The sequence below is a fragment of the Capnocytophaga sp. H4358 genome, from assembly GCF_002302515.1.
Lineage (GTDB): Bacteria > Bacteroidota > Bacteroidia > Flavobacteriales > Flavobacteriaceae > Capnocytophaga > Capnocytophaga canis.
Map to the genome: position 1 here is coordinate 1,542,015 of NZ_CP022380.1, position 21,819 is coordinate 1,563,833.

17 protein-coding genes and 1 tRNA gene are annotated in these 21,819 nt (G+C 37.1%); 9 read left to right on the forward strand and 9 right to left on the reverse strand.

Annotated features, from left to right (window positions below; all coding sequences use genetic code 11):
* Nucleotides 1-166 precede the first annotated feature (166 nt).
* From CGC49_RS06595 to CGC49_RS06610, 4 genes are all read left to right on the forward strand, one after another.
* Entirely contained in the window at nt 167-1,426 is a 1,260-nt protein-coding gene (locus tag CGC49_RS06595; protein WP_095912187.1) for a putative DNA modification/repair radical SAM protein, read from the forward strand.
* Nucleotides 1,426-2,181, forward strand: a complete 756-nt coding sequence (locus CGC49_RS06600) for a TIGR03915 family putative DNA repair protein (protein WP_095912188.1) — start codon at nt 1,426-1,428, stop codon at nt 2,179-2,181. The genes CGC49_RS06595 and CGC49_RS06600 overlap by 1 nt, the downstream gene beginning before the upstream one ends.
* A 266-nt stretch (nt 2,182-2,447) precedes the next feature.
* Nucleotides 2,448-3,752, forward strand: a complete 1,305-nt coding sequence (locus CGC49_RS06605; protein WP_042009601.1) for a Na+/H+ antiporter NhaC family protein — start codon at nt 2,448-2,450, stop codon at nt 3,750-3,752.
* A gap of 51 nt (nt 3,753-3,803) precedes the next feature.
* Complete coding sequence (locus CGC49_RS06610) at nt 3,804-4,400, forward strand: NAD(P)H-dependent oxidoreductase (RefSeq protein WP_095912189.1); 597 nt, start codon at nt 3,804-3,806, stop codon at nt 4,398-4,400.
* A 148-nt stretch (nt 4,401-4,548) separates the two neighbouring features.
* Here the strand turns inward: CGC49_RS06610 and CGC49_RS06615 are convergent, their stop codons facing one another.
* The 5 genes from CGC49_RS06615 to CGC49_RS06635 form a co-directional block, all read right to left on the reverse strand.
* A complete protein-coding gene (locus tag CGC49_RS06615) occupies nt 4,549-6,900 on the reverse strand; it encodes a polysaccharide biosynthesis tyrosine autokinase (RefSeq protein ID WP_095912190.1) in 2,352 nt (783 codons plus the stop codon).
* 9 nt (nt 6,901-6,909) lie between these two features.
* Nucleotides 6,910-7,659: a polysaccharide biosynthesis/export family protein gene (locus tag CGC49_RS06620; protein WP_232745161.1), complete on the reverse strand. Its 750-nt coding sequence runs from the start codon at nt 7,657-7,659 to the stop codon at nt 6,910-6,912.
* A gap of 7 nt (nt 7,660-7,666) precedes the next feature.
* A complete protein-coding gene (locus CGC49_RS06625; protein WP_095912191.1) occupies nt 7,667-8,059 on the reverse strand; it encodes an HIT family protein in 393 nt (130 codons plus the stop codon).
* 23 nt (nt 8,060-8,082) lie between these two features.
* On the reverse strand, nt 8,083-8,556 hold the full coding sequence (gene greA / locus CGC49_RS06630; RefSeq protein ID WP_042009591.1) for a transcription elongation factor GreA: 474 nt from the start codon (nt 8,554-8,556) through the stop codon (nt 8,083-8,085).
* Nucleotides 8,557-8,689: 133 nt separating this feature from the next.
* Entirely contained in the window at nt 8,690-9,166 is a 477-nt protein-coding gene (locus tag CGC49_RS06635) for an S-ribosylhomocysteine lyase (RefSeq protein WP_042009588.1), read from the reverse strand.
* 340 nt (nt 9,167-9,506) lie between these two features.
* Here CGC49_RS06635 and CGC49_RS06640 point away from each other — a divergent pair, with 340 nt between their 5' ends.
* The gene (locus CGC49_RS06640) at nt 9,507-9,797 is read left to right on the forward strand and encodes a hypothetical protein (RefSeq protein WP_095912192.1); all 291 of its coding nucleotides are present in this window, start codon (nt 9,507-9,509) and stop codon (nt 9,795-9,797) included.
* Nucleotides 9,798-9,888: 91 nt separating this feature from the next.
* Here CGC49_RS06640 and trxA read toward each other — a convergent pair whose 3' ends face one another.
* From trxA to CGC49_RS06660, 4 genes are all read right to left on the reverse strand, one after another.
* Nucleotides 9,889-10,209 (reverse strand): thioredoxin, encoded by a 321-nt coding sequence (trxA, locus tag CGC49_RS06645; protein WP_042009583.1) that lies wholly within the window; start codon nt 10,207-10,209, stop codon nt 9,889-9,891.
* Nucleotides 10,210-10,362: 153 nt separating this feature from the next.
* A tRNA-Gln gene (locus CGC49_RS06650) sits at nt 10,363-10,433 on the reverse strand.
* A 136-nt stretch (nt 10,434-10,569) separates the two neighbouring features.
* Entirely contained in the window at nt 10,570-12,057 is a 1,488-nt protein-coding gene (locus tag CGC49_RS06655) for a M56 family metallopeptidase (RefSeq protein WP_095912193.1), read from the reverse strand.
* Between the two features lie 3 nt (nt 12,058-12,060).
* Nucleotides 12,061-12,420, reverse strand: a complete 360-nt coding sequence (locus CGC49_RS06660) for a BlaI/MecI/CopY family transcriptional regulator (protein WP_042009579.1) — start codon at nt 12,418-12,420, stop codon at nt 12,061-12,063.
* 317 nt (nt 12,421-12,737) lie between these two features.
* Between CGC49_RS06660 and mfd the strand changes: the two genes are divergently transcribed.
* The 4 genes from mfd (at nt 12,738) to CGC49_RS06680 (ending at nt 21,810) form a co-directional block, all read left to right on the forward strand.
* Nucleotides 12,738-16,046, forward strand: coding sequence for a transcription-repair coupling factor (gene mfd / locus CGC49_RS06665; RefSeq protein ID WP_369801118.1), 3,309 nt, complete (start codon nt 12,738-12,740; stop codon nt 16,044-16,046).
* 221 nt (nt 16,047-16,267) lie between these two features.
* Entirely contained in the window at nt 16,268-17,035 is a 768-nt protein-coding gene (locus tag CGC49_RS06670; RefSeq protein WP_095912195.1) for an acyl-[acyl-carrier-protein] thioesterase, read from the forward strand.
* A gap of 21 nt (nt 17,036-17,056) precedes the next feature.
* On the forward strand, nt 17,057-19,294 hold the full coding sequence (locus CGC49_RS06675) for an alpha-L-fucosidase (protein ID WP_095912196.1): 2,238 nt from the start codon (nt 17,057-17,059) through the stop codon (nt 19,292-19,294).
* Nucleotides 19,295-19,599: 305 nt separating this feature from the next.
* On the forward strand, nt 19,600-21,810 hold the full coding sequence (locus CGC49_RS06680; protein WP_095912197.1) for a hypothetical protein: 2,211 nt from the start codon (nt 19,600-19,602) through the stop codon (nt 21,808-21,810).
* The last annotated feature ends 9 nt before the right edge of the window (nt 21,811-21,819 follow it).

Below are 21,819 nucleotides of genomic sequence, written 5' to 3' on the forward strand. Positions count from 1 at the left end.
TTTGTTTATTCTATATTTGCGAGGGACTCTTAATGCTGAAATTCTTTTTATTCAATTAAAAATCAGTAATAAAAAGTGAACTTTCTTTTTTAAAAAAGAGAAAAAAGAGAAGTTTTCAGCAAAGGACGATATTCTCTTTTTCATCAAAACCTCAAAACCTTACACGATGAACTACGACCGCATTAACGAAAAACTAACCATACTTGCCGATGCCGCCAAGTACGATGTTTCCTGTTCTTCAAGCGGAGGCAACCGAAAAAATACTCATAAAGGCTTAGGAAATTCGGCACCCTCGGGCATATGCCACACCTACACCGAAGACGGACGCTGTGTGTCTCTGCTCAAAATATTACTCACCAACCACTGTATTTACGATTGTATCTACTGCGTATCCCGAAAAAGCAACGACATTAAACGAGCTGCTTTTACTGTAGATGAAGTGGTGGATTTGACCATCAACTTTTACCGTCGTAACTACATCGAAGGGCTATTCCTCAGCTCGGGAATTTTCAAAAATGCCGACTACACGATGGAACGCCTGATTCTTATCGCCAAAAAATTAAGAACCGAGCATCGTTTCAATGGGTATATTCACCTGAAAACCATTCCAAATGCCTCGCCAGAGCTTTTGCAAGAAGCCGGTTTGTGGGCTGACCGACTCAGCATCAATATGGAAATTCCTACCGTTTCGGGCTTAAAGCTATTGGCTCCTGACAAAAGCCACGAGCAGATGATTCAACCAATGAACCATATAAAAAACAGCATCGTACAGGCTCAATCGGAACGAAAAATCATAAAATCAACTCCTAAATACGCTCCTGCCGGACAAAGTACACAGTTTATCATCGGTGCAGCGGGCGAAAACGACGTACAAATTATCCTCAGTGCCGACCATTTTTACAAGCAATTTCAACTCAAAAGGGTATATTATTCGGGCTATGTTCCTGTTACGGCCGATAGCAGACTACCTGCACTTACCACGCCTGTTCCCACGATTCGGGAAAATCGGCTTTATCAGGCAGATTGGCTGATGCGCTTCTACGGATTTGAAGCACGCGAAATTTTAACGCCTCAAAATCCTTTTTTGGATTTAGAGATAGACCCAAAACTAGCTTGGGCACTTAGAAATCCCCAACTTTTTCCCGTGAATTTACAAACAGCAGCCTATGAAATGATTTTGCGTGTTCCAGGTATTGGGCGAACTTCGGCTTACAAAATCGTGATTTCCAGAAGATTTCAGACCATTACAATGGAACATCTGAAAAAAATGGGGGTTACCGTAAATCGAGCTAAATTCTTCATTGATTTGGCAGAAAAGAATCCGTTTCTAAAATATTTAGACCAGCTTGAACTTAGGCAATTAGTTATCAGTAGTATGAAATCTAAATATAAAAATCATTTTTCCCAGCAATTGAGTTTATTTTGATGATACGTTTGATCTATGATGGCAGTTTCGAGGGATTGCTTACGGCTGTTTTCGAAGTTTTTGAATACCACTATGCGGACGTTGAGATTGTATGTAGCACTCATACCCTTGGTGCACTTTTTTCGGAAGAACAAGAGGTGGTAACCCATTTCGAAAAAGCAGAACGCGTAGTGAAAGGCATTGAAAAGTATGCCGATAAATCCGCAGTAAACCAACTTCTGAAAGTATTTCTATCGGAAGACCCTCAGCGAGAGTCTTTGATTCTGTATGCCGTACGCTATTTAGTAAGTACCAAGGAAAATATTTTCGAAAATTATGCCGATGCTCAAATGATGCGCATTGCTCGTTTGGTAAAGTCAGTTCAAAGGGAATCTCACAGAATGAAGGCCTTTGTGCGTTTCCAAAAACTGCAAGATGAGAGTTTTTTCGCTCAAATAGCTCCCGATTTTGATGTTCTACCTTTAATCATCAAGCATTTTAAAGACCGATATGCCGACCAAAAGTGGATGATTTACGACCTCAAACGCGGTTATGGTATTTATTATGACTTAGAAGAAGTACTTCCCGTAGTTCCCGATGCTGCTACCAAGCAAAAACTTAGAAATCCTGAGGCTTTTTTCCACGAAGAGGAGCGCTCCTACGAAACGCTTTGGAAAAACTACTTTCAAAGTGTGAATATCAAGGAGCGATACAACCCAAAACTCCACCGACAATATGTTCCTAAACGCTATTGGAAGTATTTGGTGGAGAAATAGAGAGTAGTTTATACCTTTTATGAACTTTGAAAGAATGACTTTTTTGGGCATCCTCGAAAGTTTATAAGTCAACAAAGCAAGGCTTAAGATTTTATATTTTTGAGCATTTCTGTAAATATAAGGGCTACTTAGTTGATTGCATTGTTATTTTATAAATACTTTTATTAGAAGTATATTTTAATGAAAAAACAATTTTTTGTAAAAATATATTTTACTAATTGTTTTTTTATGCATACTTTTGCAGCCTTAATCTATAAAAGATCGCAATGTCAACTGATAAGCAACCTTCCATTATTTCAATTTTACCTCTTTTAATTTTCGTAGGGATATTCCTATGGAGCGGTATTTACTTCAATAATTTTTACTCTATTCCTTCTCCACTGATTGCTTTGGCAGGTGTGGTAGTGGCTCTATTAATTTACAAATCGACTTTAAAAGAAAAAATACAGATTTTTTTCACAGGAGCAGGAAACAGTAATGTATTAGCAATGTGTGTCATAAGTTTACTTGCAGGAGGGTTTTCATTCGTAACGAAAGCCTCGGGAAGTGTCGATTCGATTGTAAATTTAGGAACGTACTACATCTCTCCTGCGTATCTGCCGTTGGGTGTATTCCTCGTGTCATCCTTTTTGTCCTTTGCCACAGGGACATCCGTAGGAACCATTATGACTTTGGGTACTATAGTTATTGATTTGGCTACGCAATCACAGTCCAACATATCATTGGTGGGAGCCTGTTTGCTTTCGGGAGCCATGTTTGGTGATAACCTATCCTTGATTTCAGATACTACCATTACTTCTACACAAACGATGGGAGCCGAAATGAGCGACAAGATGAAAGCAAATAGTAAGATAGCTATACCAGCCGCTATATTGACAATGATTATTCTAATTTTCATAGGAAATTCGGACGTGCAACCAGCTGTAAGTAAAGCTACTGCTGACTTTGATGTGGTACTTATTTTACCGTATATTGCCGTAGTTGTACTTTCTTTGTTGGGAGTAAACGTATTCGCCTCGTTATTCACAGGAATTATTTTTGCTGGAACTCTGGGTATCATCTACGGAAAGTTTGATTTTCTTGGTTTTACAACTAATGTCTATGAAGGTTTTATGAGTATGTCTGAAGTATTTTTACTGTTTTTCTTCACTGGAGGATTAGCAACTTTAGTTGAATATTTCGGAGGTATTCGTTTTCTTATGAATGGTATTCAAAAATACATAAAATCCTATAAAACAGCACTTTTAGGAATAGGAGCTTTGGTGAGTTCTGCGAATTTGTGCGTAGCAAACAATACAGTTTCAATCCTAATTGTATCGAAAATCAGTCGAAAAATCAGCACAAAATTCAATATCGCACCTCGCAATGGAGCTTCAGTTTTGGACATTTTTTCATGCTACGTGCAAGGAATCATCCCCTACGGAGCCCAGGTTTTAGGACTTATCTATTTGAGTAAAAACACTATAAATTATCCCGAATTGGTACTATATGCTGTTTATTTACACTTGTTGCTATTGCTAACTTTGGGATACATTATTTTTCGAAGTAAAAAAACTTTGCTCGAAAAATAGTTTTTTAGTATTGAATATCGTAATTTTGTGCGCATATGTAAAAACAATCTTATGAAATTTATAGAATTAGCACAAAACCGATATACAACAAAAGCATATAATAACAAGAAAATTGACCAAAATCTCATTTGCGAACTGAAAGAGATTTTGCGTTTAAGTCCTTCATCAATCAATTCACAGCCCTGGCGCTTTATCATTGTTTCAGACGAAAAGACAAAACGAGCCTTAGCTGATATTTCTCATTTTAACAAGAGTAAAATCAACGAAGCTAGTCATTTAGTAGTTTTTTTAGGTTTTAAAGACCTTCGTAAATTTGAAAAACAAATCACTGATTTTCTCCCAGAAGGTGCGGTGAACTACTATCACCAAGTACTAAAACCCAAAGGCGATGAACAAGTTCATATATGGCTAAACAAACAAGTATACATTTCATTAGGATTCTTTTTAAGTGCTTGTGCATCAATGAACATTGATTCTACGGCTATGGAGGGCATCCAAAATGAGAAATACGATGAAATCTTACAAGAAGAAGGTTATCAAACTTTATTTGCGGTCGCTATCGGTTATCGCCATGAAGATGACGCAAACCAGCCAGACCGAAATCCAAAATTACGGTTACCCTTAGAACAGGTTGTAAAAGAGATATAGAAATATTTCAGTTGTATAAATCTACGCTTGTATCAAGTCCGAATAGCACCTCTCTCTTGATTTCGAGAGGCGTATTCCTGTGATGGGTGGTGATTAATCTAGCAAAACAATACACCTTGACTGAGGAGTGTTGTTCTACGCTATCAGACTACCACCTGAATTTATGTAAAATTTTCTTGAATGGTGATTTATTCTTTTGATTCTTAGCCCCGTAACCATAACCATAGTTATAACCATAATAGGGTGTCATGTTTCCTAAAGAAACATCGTTGAGAACCACTGCCATATTAGGCAGCCTCTTGTCATCGTACAATCTTTGAACGGACTCAAGCATTCGCTTATCAGAAAAATTCTCACGAATTACATAAACACAAGCGTCCGCATATTTAGCTATCAATAGAGTGTCGGCAACCACATTAACAGGAGCTGTATCAACGATAATGTAATCAAATTCTTGCTTAAGTTGTTCAAACATTTTTGTTATTTTTGAACTGGTTAGCAATTCTGCTGGATTTGGAGGAATTACCTTGGTTGGCAACACATAAAACTCCCTGAAATTAGGGATTTTCACTATCACCGACGACAGATCGATATCCGAAGCCAAATAGTTAGTAAGACCAACCGAGCGTAAATTTAATTGCTCCCCTATTTTTGGATTTCGGATATCCATTCCTATAAGTAGTGTTTTTTTTCCAGAAACAGCAAATGTAGCCGCCAAATTGACTGATACGAATGTTTTACCTTCTTCTGGAAATGAGGAGGTAACAAGAATCGTTTTGTTTTGTTCCTGAGGGATGTCGTTCAAAATAAAATCCATGTTAGTACAAACCATCTGAAATCCTTCTGTTAGAGGAGAAAAACTGTTTATTGTCACAATTTGTTTGCCATCGTCCGAATGAGGAATTTGCCCCACAAAAGGAATTGACACTCGTTCTTCAATATCTGATTTGCTTCGTACCTTTATGTTAAATAGCTCCGCGATGTAGATAATCAAAAAAGGAATCACACACCCCAAAATAACTGCCCCCAACAGCACAATCATTCGCCGAGGAGAAATAGGAGAAGATGCCCCTAAGGCCTTATCGATGACTTTGGCTTTGGGAGCTAAAGCTGCCATAGAAATTTCGGCTTCCTCTCGTTTTTCTAACAGATAGAGGAATAGGGATTCTTTCACGCTTTGTTGTCGAGTTATCTCTCGTAATTCTTTTTCCAAAGTAGGAATCGTTCGTACACGTCCGCTTAACGAGGCTTGTTTTTTGCTGATTTCATTCTTCTGAATCAACAAATTCGATTTCATGAGTAGTAGATTTTCTTTGATGGTTTTCTTAAGAGTCTCTATTTCTTCCTCTATTTGCCTAAGCATAACGTTTCCTTCGCCTGCATGAAGTGCTATCTGATTTCGATGAATCGTCTTTTTATTATGCTCTTCAATAGCTGCCGACAGCACTTGATTTGATGTAAATACGTCCAAAAGAGGGAATGTTTTTCCCGTACTTTTTACATCAATAAATCCTTTTATGGTGTTTTCTATAAGCTCAATTTGAGTAGTTGCTTCTACGTATTTTCTGTCAAATAAATTCTCGTTTTCCAAATTAAAGCGAGCATCTGTTTGAATGTCAGTGACTTTGTTTTCTTTCTTGAATGTTTCGGCATGTTTTTCAACCTCGTGTAACTCTTTGGTAAGAACCTCTAATCGCTTTGTGAGAAAATCAGAGGTGTTTTGTGATATAAATCGCTGATCAGCAATCGTTTCTGCGTTGTATATTTCGATAAGCGTATTCAGATAATCTTCTGCTTTCTGTCTATTTGGGTGATTTACAGATAGTTCTAATACTGATGTGTTTTTTCCGACCAATTTGATGTTCAAACTACTTCTGTAGCCCGATGCCACTCTGATAGGGTCTTCAATGTCAATGCTTATTGTGAACGGAAAATTTGTGTTTTGCTCTGATTTGTATATGGAAAACTGCCCAATGTGATTTTCAATGGTCTCTCCATAGAGAAACGTCCCTAAAGATTGCTCATTTTCAAACAACGTAAACCGATTTTCTTCGCCAACGACCTTTAATTTTACGGGTATTTGAGCTAAAGTTTCAATAGAAATAAAAGCAGGAGTACGGTCATAAACATCAAACGTCTTTACTTTTCCTTCCGAAATATAAGAGATATGAAGATTTAGTTTTTGTACTACCTTTTCGGATAAGGTTCGTGATTTCAGTACTTCTACCTGATTTTCAACATTATCTTTAACGTCTTTGAGTATGTCCAAATCTGACAAAGCGGAAAATTCATTAGCAATGCCTCCCTTTTTATCATCTTTGAGCATCACCGTAGTAGAAGCCTTATAAATGGAGGGAGCATATCGCAAGTAAGCCCAAGCCAAAGTCATAGCCATAGCCACACCAACGACAAACCAGCCCCAACGAGAAAGGTAAGGCTGAATTATCTTTGAAAAATCTATCTTCTCATCTTTTTCATTAAAGGACAATTGATTTTCCATAGTCTAAAATTATTTTAGTAATAAAGCGATTACAGTGATCGTAATCGAAATTGCATGTAAGATAGTGTTCGTGTCTAAACCTAATACAGAAGAGTTTATTCGTGTTTTATTAGGTTCAACATACACCACATCGTTCTGAGCTAAATAGTAAAAATCCGAATTCATAAATTCAGAGGAAGACAGATTCACGACATTAAATGTTCGCTGCCCATCCTGTTCACGAATGACAACCACATGACTCCGCTTACCATAGATGGTCATATCTTCCGCCATACTCAACGCTTGTAATAATGTAATACGCTCCGATTCAATAGTAAACGTACCAGGCTTTCGTACCTCTCCTTGCACAGTTACCTTGAAATTAGCGATTCGCAGATTCACAGTTGCATCCTTGATAAAAGTGCGGACCGCTTTGGTCAATACATCAATCGCTTCATTACGAGTCAGACCTCCTAATTTAATATTTCCAATAACTGGATAAGTGATATATCCATCCTTATCAATCAAGTAGGTTTGTAGAGGTGAAGATCCTACCGCAGCTACGCCTGTATTTTGAGTTTTATTAAAATCCGAAAGTAGCTCCTCCGTTTGTGAATTAATAATTATTTTTAATAAATCATCAGGTTGGAGCCTAATTTCATAGGATTTTAAAATCTCTGTTTTATTGTTTTCAATATCCGAAAAGTACGCAACATTCTTTCTTGAGGTACAAGAAAAAAGTATTGAAACTAAACATATTATTACGGATATTTTTTTCATTTTCATGTTATTTTAGTTCTCTTTGTACTTTTTCAACTACCTCCTTGAACTGAGCATCAGTGAGCGAGACCTTGTGCCCAAAAGTCATTTCTTTCATCTCATTGATAGGAATAAGATGTACGTGTACGTGAGGTACTTCCAACCCTATGACAGCCACCCCTACACGATTACAAGGAATAGCTCGTTCCAAGGCTTGAGCAACTTTTCGCGAAAATGCCATTAATTCGTTGTAGGTGGTTTCATCCAGGTCAAACAATTTATCTGCCTCCTTTTTGGGAACACAAAGGGTATGCCCTATCGCATTGGGATTGATATCTAAAAACGCGATAAAACCCTCATTTTCAGCGATTTTATACGCAGGAATTTCTCCTTGAATGATTTTTGTGAAAATACTCGCCATTGGTCAGTTGTTTTTTAGATGATTTATCGACTAATTTCTAAAATTTCCATTTTCAATATGCCATTAGGCACTTGGATTTCAGCAATTTCTCCCACAGCTTTGCCCAGCAAACCTTTCCCGATAGGGGAGCTTACCGAAATTTTGCCTGTTTTCAAATCTGCCTCACTTTCAGCTACTAACGTATATGTCATTTGCATATTGTTGCTTAAGTTCTTGATTTTCACTGTTGAAAGCACCAACACTTTTGAGGTGTCTAATTGAGACTCATCAATCAAACGTGCATTCGCTAACAATTGCTCCAATTTAGCGATTTTCATCTCTAAAAGCCCTTGTGCTTCCTTCGCTGCGTCATATTCAGCGTTTTCCGACAAATCTCCTTTATCTCTCGCTTCAGCAATTGCCTGTGATGCTTTCGGACGTTCAACGTCTTTGAGTTGGTTTAATTCATCTCTTAATTTTTTTAATCCCTCAGCTGTATAATACGATATATTATTCATAGTTTATGTAAATTTAAAAAAAACGAAAAATCCTCATTGGTTTGAGGATTCGGTGCAAAGATACAAATATTTTTTTGTTTTATTACCAATTATAGATTATTTAACGAATCATTCAATAGTCTAATTTTCAATTCTATAACGGATAATTCAGATTTTCTTCCTTCATATTGTAAAGCACTTCTTCAAGATATTTCTTTGCCTCAAACTTTGCCATTGGTAAATTGTTGTTGTAAAAGTTACCACATTCTAAGGCTGATGCTCCTGGGATTTCTCCTTCAAAATGAGTCATGTATTCAAACAATCGCGTGATAAGTGGCAGAATATCCTCTGAAGTGTAATCACCTGCTAAAATAAGATAATTCCCTGTCATACAGCCCATCGGCCCCCAGTAAATGATTTTATCTTTCCAATCGCTATTTCGCAACCAAGTAGCTGCTAAGTGTTCAATAGTATGAATTTCAGCACCTCCCAATACAGGCTCACGATAAGGCAATTTCATGCGAATGTCAAACGAAGTAATTACTTCATTGCCAACAAAATCCTTACGCGAAACAAAAATACCACGTTGCAATTTCAAATGATCTATACAAAAACTGGCTATCCTTTCCATATGATTAAAAATTTCCGCAAATATACTCCTTTTTCATTTATAAGCAAAAATACGACGCTATACTAACAGTCAGTTCTCATAAAGGCAAAAGCATACAACAAAATCTTCCATAATACCACATCGAATTGAATTTTTTGGCAAGCTATAATGGATAAAACTCAATGTACTATGTAGCTTTAAAACATTGAATTAAAACACAAAAGGCATTAGAGTTTAAGTCGGATTATGCACCAGTAAAAATATCTAAAGGAAGATGTATTAATTATCAGAAGAGATTGAAGCTGTTAAAAAAAAACAATTGAGTTCATTATTTATTTTCATACATCGTTCTTTTCCTTAGATGAAAAGAACCAAAAATCAATACTTTGGATATTTGCCTAAAAATCAGACTCATGTCGCTAAAATTTTCCAAACTTGCTTCCTACGGTCGCTTCGAACAATGGAAAATTTTCCACATACTAAGCTCCAAGTTTTCGCTTACTTTGCTTTATTCGTTGATTTTCTTAACGCCAAATCTCCAATGCCGATGAAAAGTGGTCAAAATACTGAAAATCAGCATTTAACCATTAAAAAATATATGCAATTAAGTAGTGAACTCAAAAAAACAAATTGTGCTTGTGGTATATTCTAATTTCTGCATTAAGTAAAATTGCAAAAATTGTCCGACATAGACTTTGGATTACACCACAAACACAATGAAAAGTATTTAAAAATAAAAAAAACTAACCTAAGATTCCGTCAAGAGCTTCTGTGTATGTTTTTTTAGGGGCAACACCCACTTGTCTACCTACCACCTCTCCATTTTGGAATACTAATACTGTTGGAATGTTTCGCACTCCATACTTAGAAGCAAATTCTTGGTTGTTGTCTACGTCCACTTTTCCTACAACCACTCTTCCTTCATATTCCTTTGAGATTTCCTCAACCACAGGAGCTAACATACGACAAGGTCCGCACCAAACTGCCCAAAAATCTACCAATACTGGTTTATCACTCTTCAAAACCACTTCTTCGAAAGTAGCATCTGTTATTTCTAAAGCCATTTTTAAATTGTTTTAAGTGTTAATGGAGGCAAAGATAATAAATCAAATTCAATATACACAGTATGTTATATAAATTTTAACTATATCCGTATCGATTTTGTTTATTTAAACAAGATTAAAATAAAAAAGCTACCCACTGTAGGGTAGCTTTTGTTGGCTCACAAGGACTCGAACCTTGAATAACAGAACCAAAATCTGCTGTGTTACCATTACACCATGAGCCAATCGTTATTTTTGCGGTGCAAAGATACGTAAGTTTTTTAAACTTCCAAATAAAATAACGATAAAAATATTTTTATTATCTGATTAACCTATTTAATTAACTAAATATCAAGATATTAACTCTTAAATATTTTTTGATTATTTTATCAAAGTTATTAAAATAACTCCATTTTTTCCTTTTTCACCATATGCTTCAAGAGCTTTTTTGTCTTTCAACACTACTACTATGGATTGAATATTTTCAGCGCCAAGATCGGCTAATTTTGTATATTCCATTTCTTTTCCGTCAACTAATAACAAAGGGTCATTTGCCTTTTTTCCATTCATTTTAAAGGCTGTTACTTTTTGTGTTACTTGAACTTCCTTAACGTCAACAACTTTTGAATCAGACATAAGGGTATCGGACTCTTGTTTTAGTTTTAGAACGGTGATATTACCACTTGTAACTGGGGCTTTTCCCGAGGATTTTGAAAGTTTAAACGTCTTTTTGTCTTTTGCTTTTTTTGCAAATTCCTCTGGAACATTTCCTTGGGTGTAGATTTCAACAACGCCATTTTTACCTTTTTCGCCATACATTTTTGTCGCTTTTTCATCTTTGAGTACGTTTATCCATCCAATGTTGTCCGCAGGTATTCCTGAAATTGCTTCCTTTGTTGCCTCTTTCCCGTCAATGAAAAACAACGGTTGCGGATTTTTATCATCAGTGACATAGCCTAAAACTACTATCTGAGGCTCTTTTTCTTGTGCTTGTATCGTTTCTGTTGAAGTTAACGACATGGTTAAAGTGGCAGCCAACGCCAGAGCTGCATAGCCCCATTTGGCTTTTGCGGTTGATTTGTTTTTCATTGTCATATAAATACGTTTTTTTAGGTTACTTGTTTCAAAATTATGTGCCATAGCTATTCGTTCAGCTCCTACACATAGGTGAATGAGTTGCTTTCGGTACTCGTTAGGATGGGTGGTTTGTTCAATTACTCGCTGATCAGCTTGAAATTCGTGTACAGTAATTAGTTGATTTTTAAGCAACCACACAAAAGGATTCCACCAAAAGGCTAAGCAATAAAGCTGTGCAAAAAGTAAGTCCCACGAATGCCCAAATTCAACATGTGCCAACTCGTGTTTGATAATATTATCAGCTCCTTTCGTCATATCTTCTTCAGAAATAACTACATAACCAAACCAACTAAATGGAGATACCTTTTTCTTGGTCACATATATATTCTTGTTATTTGTTGTTTTTTCAAGTGTGGCTCTGCTAACAATTCGACCAATGAATATAATTCCGATAAGATATCGAAGTAAAAAGAGCAAAATACCTACCACATAAACAATCCATAGGAGAGTTGTAAAGCTATAGCTATTATCACTTCCTGTTGCTACGATTGACTCTGTTTGAGTCTCTGAAGAGGATAGCTCAAATGCAACTATTTGTTTTTCAGCGAATATACTATCATAAGGAAGTGGAATATTTACTAAAGGACACATCATTCCTATTGCAAAAATCAGCAATAGGGTGATTCTATTAGTTCTATGAAAAGTGTTACCACTGACAAACAAACGATAGCCTCCCCATAATATCCCCATAAAAACAAAATGTTTGAGCAGGTACAATACTAAATTTTCCATACTTTATTGTTTTTTTTCAATATCATCCAACAATTGTCGAATTTCTTCAATGGATAATTTTTCGGATTTTATGAACGTATTGACTACATTCAAGTACGAATTCTGAAAATATTTTGCTACAATATTTTTTAACGTTCGGTTGTTGTATTCCTCTTTGGAAATCAGTGGATAATATTGGTAAGAGGTGCCAAACGGCTCATGTGCCAAAAACCCCTTCTCTTCAAGCATACGTACATATGTAGATATGGTATTGAAATGTGGTTTTGGATCAGGATACTGCTCTACGATTTGCTTAACAAAGAGCTTATTATGTTTCCAAAAAAATGTCATTATCTCTTCTTCTTTTGCTGTCAATTCTTTCATTTTTTTGTGTTTTATTTATTGATTTTACCTATTTATCTGATTGTTTCTATAAACTTTCATTTCGCCTCTTTCTTACCAGAAGATAGCTTTATTAATTCACAGTGCAAATGTAAACTAAAAAATTTAGTTAAGCAACTATTTTTTATAGTTTGTTTAAAATCGTTTGTTCTTAAAGGCTCTGAAAAGCTATTCGATATTTGAAATTTTGCTTTTAAAACAGCTAATACATATTTTGCAAAGTTTATTAGAAATCGTATTTTTGCAAGAAAAAATAAGTGAAATCAAACGATATTCTTCTCAAAATAAGTGAAAATCCGATATTTATTGAGCTAAACTCAAAAATTAAAGCAGGAATATCCTCTCTGCAAATCAATCATTTATCAGGAGCTTCATTATCATTTGTCATTGCCAATCTTTTCCGAAACACGAAACGAAATTTGTTTGTGATGCTTTCGGACAAAGAAGCAGCAGCCTATTTTCTGAATGATTTGGAAAGCCTGTTGGGCGATGAGCACGTAATATTTTTCCCCGATAGCTACCGCCGTCCGTATCAGATTGAAGACACAGATAACGCCAATGTTCTGCTTCGTGCCGAAGTGTTAAACCGATTGGGTTCACATCAAACACCTTTGATTGTGGTGAGTTATCCTGAGGCTCTTTTTGAAAAGGTAATCACTCGCAAACAACTCGAAAAGAACACCTTAAAAATTAAAAAAGGAGACTCTTTATCTTTGGATTTCCTCAATGAAATGCTTTTTACTTACAATTTCAACCGAACAGATTTCGTCACCGAACCTGGGGAATTTTCAGTTCGTGGTGGTATTGTCGATGTTTTTTCTTTCTCAAACAACGAACCTTATCGCATTGAGTTTTTCGGCAATGAAATCGAAAGTATCCGTACTTTTGATGTTGAAACACAGCTTTCTACACAACAATTATCAAAAATCACGATTATTCCAAACATCGAAAATAAGGAAAATGAAGAAGTAAGGCAGTCCATTTTGGAATACATTTCGGAAGAAACACTTTTTATTGCCAAAGATATTGATAGTTTCCCTCAAAAAATCGATAAATTATTCAATAAATCCGTCGAAATTTACGAAAAACTATCAAACGAAGTCAAACATATCGCTCCCGAAGTACTTTTCTGTCAAAGTAATGAACTTTTGGGACGTATCAGCTCCTTTCAATCCATTTTTACGGGAACAAACTTATTATTTTCTTCAGAAAAAATCGTTTTTAGAACTAATCCGCAACCTGCATTCAATAAGCAATTTGAACTATTAATCAGCTATTTAAACGAAAAACACGAAGAAGGTTTCACCAATTACATTATTTGTTCCACCGAGCAACAAGCAAAGCGTTTTGACGATATTTTCAAGGAAATGGAACAAAAAGTGCATTATCAAACCGCCATTTTATCGCTACACAGCGGGTTTGTAGATCCGGACAATAAAATCAACGTCTTTACCGACCATCAAATTTTTGAACGCTATCATAAGTTCCACCTAAAAAATGGATATGCTAAAAAACAAGCCATTACGCTTAAAGAGCTCACTCAACTTACTGTTGGTGATTATGTTACGCATATCGACCACGGCATCGGAAAGTTTGCAGGATTACAAAAAATTGAAGTAGAAGGCAAAATGCAGGAAGCCATCAAACTTATCTATGGTGACCGCGATGTACTTTTTGTCAGCATTCATTCCTTACATAAAATTACGAAATACAACGGCAAAGACGGCAAGCCCCCGAAGATTTACAAACTGGGTTCGGGAGCGTGGAAAGCCCTGAAACAGAAGACAAAAGCTCGGGTTAAAGAAATCGCCTTCAACCTTATTCAATTATATGCCAAGCGAAAAGAATCAAGCGGTTTTGCTTTTGCTCACGACAGTTATCTGCAAAACGAATTGGAAGCCTCATTTCTTTACGAAGATACGCCCGACCAAAGCAAAGCTACTGCCGAAATTAAAGCCGATATGGAAAGTCCGAAACCAATGGACAGGCTCGTTTGTGGCGATGTTGGCTTTGGAAAAACGGAAGTTGCTATTCGCGCAGCCTTTAAAGCGGTTGATAACGGAAAACAAGTAGCCGTTTTGGTACCTACAACCATTTTGGCATTTCAACATTATCAGACATTTAGCAGCAGAATGAAAGATTTTCCGGTGAGAATTGATTACTTAAATCGGTTCCGAACGGCAAAAGAGAAAAAAAACATTCTGGAAGAACTCGCCAAAGGTTCGCTAGATATCATCATTGGGACACATCAAATTGTAAATGAAAGTGTTAAGTACAAAGATTTAGGGCTTCTAATCGTAGATGAGGAGCAAAAATTCGGTGTGGGTGTGAAAGATAAACTCAAAACATTGAAAGAAAATCTTGACGTACTGACACTTACGGCAACTCCAATTCCAAGAACATTGCAATTCAGTTTGATGGCAGCAAGGGATTTATCAGTAATCAATACGCCTCCACCGAATCGATATCCTATTGATAGTCAAGTTATCCATTTCAATGAAGAAATTATCCGTGATGCTATTGCTTACGAAATTCAGCGAGGCGGACAAGTATTTTTCATTAACAATCGCGTGGAAAATATCCGTGAAGTGGCAGGAATGCTACAACGACTCGTTCCTGATGCCAAAATAGCCGTAGGTCACGGACAAATGGACGGCAAAAAACTCGAAGAAACAATGCTTGCCTTTATGGACGGAGCTTATGACGTTTTGGTAGCAACGACCATCATCGAAAGTGGTTTAGATGTGCCAAATGCCAACACGATTTTCATCAATAACGCTCATAATTTTGGCTTGTCCGACCTACATCAAATGCGTGGACGTGTGGGGCGAAGCAACAAAAAAGCCTTCTGTTATTTCATCACACCTCCGTTTGTAGCAATGAGCGATGATGCTCGTAAACGGATACAAGCCATTGCTCAGTTTTCGGACTTGGGAAGCGGATTCAATATCGCGATGAAGGATTTGGAAATACGAGGAGCGGGTGATTTGCTCGGTGGGGAACAAAGTGGTTTCATTAACGAAATCGGATTTGAAACCTATCAGAAAATTTTGCAAGAAGCCATCGTAGAGTTGAAAGAAAACGAGTTTTCGGAATTGTATCAAACGAAGGAAGAAGACAAATCATATCTGAATGATACACAAATTGATAGCGATTTTGAGCTTTTATTTCCGGATACTTACGTAAACCGAGTTGCGGAACGATTAAATCTTTACAATGAGCTAAGTAACATCAGTTCGGAAGCCGATTTACTAACCTACGAAAAGAATCTGATTGACCGTTTTGGGCAATTGCCTCCTCAGGCTGTCGATTTACTCAATAGCGTACGTCTGAAATGGTTTGCGACCAAAATGGGAATCGAAAAATTAGTAATGAAAAACGGAAAAATGACAGGATATTTCATTTCCGACCAAGAAAGTCCGTTTTATCAAAGTTCTCGTTTTCAAAAAGTATTGCAATTTGTGCAACGCCACCCCGACCGATGCAAAATGCAAGAAAAAGAAACCCGCAACGGACTGCGGTTGTTGCTTCACTTCAATAGTATCAATACTATTCATCAAGCCTTAAAAGTGATGCAATTGGTTTTCAACGAACAACACTCCTTTTAAAGATAAATACTAGAAATTAAATTTAAAACCATATAGAAACATAGAAAAATGCTATGTTTTTATATGGTTTTTATTTATAGAAACTATCCTTACAAAGTAAAGAATCAAGATGAGTTTGGTAATTCACACACTTGTATTCACGATTTTTTGAAAACTATTTGAACGTTACTTTTTTAATATTTTATAAATTAGTATCTTTGCCTTTCATTCAATGTAAACCAATGAAACAAACCATTTTTACAGAAACCTACAAAGTACGAAGTACACAACTCAACGTAAACAATCAGTTAGGGCTTTACGGAGTGTTGGGCATATTGCAAGATATCGCCGCCGAACACGCTGAAAATTTAGGCTTTGGCTACGAACAATTAGTCAAAGAAGGCTTCTTTTGGGTGCTTACTCAGCAAAAACTAAAAATGAAACGTTGGCCCAAATGGAATGAAAGAATTACAGTAAAAACGTGGTCGCTACCCGTAATGGGGGTTTATGCTTTCCGTGAGTTTGAAATCCTTTCAGAAAAAGGAGAAGTCATTGGGAGTTGTTCCAGTACTTGGATTACTTTGGATATCGCATCACGCAAACCTATTGACCTATCGGATAGGCAAGAGCTTTTCTATGCGCGTACCGATGGAGCGTTGGACTTCAAAACCGAACGTATTGACCTACCCTCAGATTTAGAACTGATAAAAAAATTCAACGTACGCATTTCGGACTTGGACGTCAATCTCCACGTGAACAACATAAAATATTCGCAATGGGTACTTGATATGCTTTCTTTGAAAAATCATAAGAATTATGTCATCAAAGAATATGACATCAATTTCTTGTCGGAAACCTTTTACAATGATGAAATTCAGGGATATTCGAGTACCCCCATATTGGAATCGGACGAAAAAATCACTGTTTTTTTCTGCGGTAAAAAGTCCGAACAAACCAAACCTGCCTTTATCGCTAAATTGGTTGCCGAACCCATAAAAAAGAACCTTTAAAACAATCAAACACATTATAAAATGATGAAACTTTTCACAAAACAATCAAAAACATTTTTGCTTTTATGTTTTCTAATCGGTGCATCAGGATATGCCCAGCAAAAAAAAGTGCACAACACCATTAAAATCGAAGAAAACGACTCAAAAGAGGTCATTATCGAAAAAGCCTCAAGAGTGGTGCCTAACCAAAACCAATGGGAAGCCCTAAGTAATGAATACATCGCCTTTGTGCATTTTGGGCCGAATACGTTTACCCGTATGGAATGGGGTAACGGAAAGGAAGACCCTAAAATATTCGATTTAAAAACCTTAGATACTGACCAATGGTGTAAAGCAATGCACGATTCAGGAATGAAAATGGTTATTCTAACGGTAAAACATCACGATGGATTCGTGCTTTGGCAAAGCCGATATACCAATCACGGAGTTATGTCTACAGATTTTCGAGGTGGAAAAGGCGATATTTTGAAAGACCTTTCGGAATCTTGTCAAAAATACGGTCTGAAATTAGGCGTATACTTATCTCCTGCTGACCTCTATCAAATAGAACACCCTGAAGGATTATATGGTAATTTAAGCAAATACACTAAAAGAACCATTCCGCGAGAGGTGCCAGGCAGACCTTTTGCAAACAAAACCACTTTTGAATTTGAGGTTGACGATTATAACGAGTATTTCCTCAACCAACTTTTTGAAATACTCACCGAATACGGCCCTGTACACGAAGTATGGTTCGATGGGGCGCATCCTAAAACCAAGGGCGGTCAACAGTACAACTACACCGCTTGGAAGCAACTTATACGCACGTTGGCTCCCAAAGCGGTTATCTTCGGAAGAGAAGATATCCGTTGGGGAGGAAACGAATCCGGAGCCACCCGAGAAACCGAATGGAATGTAATTCCTATGCCGATGAATCCTGCAACGGCTCAACGCTTCCCCGATATGACCGGAAAAGATTTGGGGTCACGCGAAAAGCTCTATAATGCCAAATACCTACACTATCAACAAGCCGAAATCAATACCTCCATTCGTGAAGGTTGGTTCTACCGAGATGATACCTTCCAAAAAGTACGTAGTGCTGATGATGTTTTTGATATTTACGAACGAACCGTTGGCGGAAATACCACCTTCTTATTGAATATTCCACCCAATCGGGAAGGAAAATTTCCACAAACCGATGTTGATGTACTTAAAGAAGTGGGACAACGCATACGAGAAACTTATGATAACAATTTGCTTTACAGAGCCAAAGGATGCAAAAAAGTATTGGATAATAACCCCGACACTTACCTGACTTTGAATAAAAAAAATCAGGAGATTATTATTTCTTCCAAAAAGCCGATAACCTTCAACCGAATTGTTTTACAAGAAGCCATTCGCACTCACGGAGAACGCGTAGAAAAACACAGCGTAGAGGCTTGGATTAACAATCAGTGGCAAGAAATTGCCTCGGCAACCAACATCGGTTATAAACGTATTTTACGTTTTCCGGAAGTAACCACCTCTAAAATTCGTTTTCGAGTGTTGGAATCGCGTAATACCCCTGCAATCAGTCACATTTCGGCGCATTATTACAAAACTCGTCCGCCTCAGCTTTCTTTTTTCAGAAACTTGGACGGAATGGTAACCATTGCACCAATGCAAACCCAATTCAATTGGAAACCCCACGGACAAAATGCCTCGGAAAACTTAAATACAGGTTATGAAATTTTCTATACCTTAGATGGTTCAGAACCTAATGAAAACAGTACCAAATACACCGAGCCTTTTTTCGTAGAAAATAAACAACTCAAAGCCGTTTCTTTCAATAAAGGAATGAAAGGTGCGGTACGCTCAGAAGATTTAGGAATTCTAAAAAAACAATGGAAAGTACTCAATTTCAGCTCTGAACAAAATGACAGAAAAACCACTATGGCTTTTGATGCCCAACCCAATACCTATTGGCAATCACAAAAAAGCTCTGAAAAATCATTCATAGCCATTGATTTAGGCAAAATACAGACCTTGAAGGCTTTGGTCTATACACCACAAACTTTCCATAGTAAAGGTATGTTAGCCAAGGGGTTAATTCAAGTGAGTAACGATGGTAAAACTTGGCAAACCGTAGCCAATTTTGAATTCGGAAACCTAATTAACGACCCAACCCCCAGAACTTTCTATTTTCCAGAAAGCGTTACCAGTCGTTACGTACGTATCGAAGCCACTGAAATTGCAGAAAACGGAGATATTTTAACCATTGCAGAATTAGATTTTTTATAATATAAATTACATATCCATATAAGAGCATTACAGTATACACCCAAAAGGATATACTGTAATGCTCTTCCTTTTATCAAAATTCTCTAAATAAACATTTTACTGGTTTTCAAATAGTTGTAATCTCAAAAAATAAACAAATTATTTTTATATTCGCCTACAAACAAAAACTTCATACTTCATAAAGATATTTTTTGTTTTCCATACGTTTTCCCCTTGTTTTTTTTACTATCTTTGTGCTGACCCAAAATTTCGTGTGCTTGAGCAATTGAAAATTTTATGCTATTTCACTAACTTTGTACCCAAGTATGAACCTTTTAAGAGCGTTTAATATCATTTTTATTTTCGTCCTTTCCTTTTTGGCGATACACCCCCTGTCTGCACAACAATGTGGCACAGGCACACAGGTGGGGAGTGGCGTTGTTACGCCCTATTGGAGAGAGCAAAACGGAGAAGCCGAAGGAGTGCCTATTCCCGATGGTACAAGTAGAAATCGATATGCCTTAATCAATGTCATAAGAGGAGTGCAGTATGAGATAAATGCCCGATTCATAATGGTTTGTAATGGAACACAAGAAATTCCTTTATCCGATAGTGATGGTAGTACTTTTTCAAATCCGAAAAAAAATTTTATAGCTCCTATTTCAGGTCAAGTTCGTGTATATTACACCCGTTTTTGGGGTTCAGGAAGTGATATGCGAATAAAAATAATCGGTGGGGCAAACAATATCGACAATCAAAATTCATATAATTCGAACAATAAATGGCGAACCCATTTTTACAGAGAGATGAACAATTTTACCAATTATTTAGGATATAAAGACTATAACAGCCATTCATTTGACGAACAAAGAGACCCAAGTGGCAACAGCACCCCCATAGAGGTTCGTTCGCAAGGAGCTATGAGAGCGGGAATATTACGCTATTTTTCAGCACGTTCCTTGATGAAAAACACATCTTTGAAGGGGTTTTATTACGTAAAATTAGGCTCCGATGACGGAACACGACTTTTTATAAACGACGAAAAGGTATATGACCGATGGAATCCTGCGGAGGACTATTTCGTGAAAACACAGGTTATTAAACTCACTGGCAACAACGACCAACTGAAATACGAATACTTCAACAATAATATTCCTTTGCGATATATTTTTCAGATAGACCCTACCGCCGATAAAATCATCGAAAATACGAACCTAACTTCTTCCAACGGGACACCCATTAGTGGTCCCATTAGTGGAACAAAGATTTGTATGGGTAGCTCCACCACCCTTGATGGTGATGACTTTGCAGCGGCTTTGCCCAATACCTTTACCAACCCTACTTTTCAATGGCACTACGCCACAAGCCCCACAGGAACGAAACTCCCCATCATCGGAGGGAATACAAGGCACTATGTGGTCAATACCAACGTGCATCCTTTTAATAATCCCGCAGGAGGAAGTTATTACTTTTTCCGAGAAGCGAAAATCACTATCAATAACATAGGTGTACCCTCTAAACCAGAGAGCATTATGTCCGACCCCATACGAATAGATGTTATAAAGAAACTAAATATCAGCGTAAGCCCTAATAAAAAATCGTTTTGCCAAGGGGAAAGCGGTGCAGAAATTCAAGTGCAGATAGCAAACCCTGCACAGCCTCCTTTTGTTTTTACTTACAAAATTAACGGCGTTGAGTATCAACACACCTCAAATGTTAGGAATTTTAATATTCCCATTAACACGAACCAAGCGGGAACACCACCACTTAAATATCAATACGTTTCCGTTACTGATGGTTATGGTTGCACGACTCAAATTCATCAAACGGATAATATCAATATAATAGCACCGCCTACTGCTACATTTACAGAACTGAATACTACGTTGTGCCAAGTCCATTCGTCAATAGATGTAATGCTTATTTCCAATATTACGGGCGGTCAGTCTCCGTTTATGGTATCTGTAAAAATAACAAACTTACAAAATTCGCAAGAAAGTACCACGCAATTTCACAGCCTTCCACCTCATCATCAAAGCATAAATATATACCATCACACTTCTAATATAGGTTCTTTTAAATACGAAATCACGGGGCTTCGCAATCAAAATGGTTGTTGGACAACTTATACCGATAAAAGTTTCATTGTTACCGTAACCGCCCCGTCCATTGTTCCACCCGAAAACATTACGTTATGTTTGCCCGATGTGGTAACGGCGGTTTATGATGAGGGTAGCGGAAATACGAACGTAGCAGAAAATAGTTACGTATTGCCCACAGGGGATACAGCACTTGACGTAACCATAAACTCCGTGCCTTGTTGCCCAAACCCCGTTTTGAAATGGACTATCAATAACAATTTGAGCAACGTACGAACAGGGCAACCCTCTACCCATACGGGTATTTCTTTTGAAAACGATACTTCCACCGATAAAACGTATAATATTACCTATTGGCTGGAATGTAACGGACAAAAATACAACTATGTAACCCGACAAGTACGGATTACACCACGACCCGTTTTGCAATTTGAATGATTTTGAGAA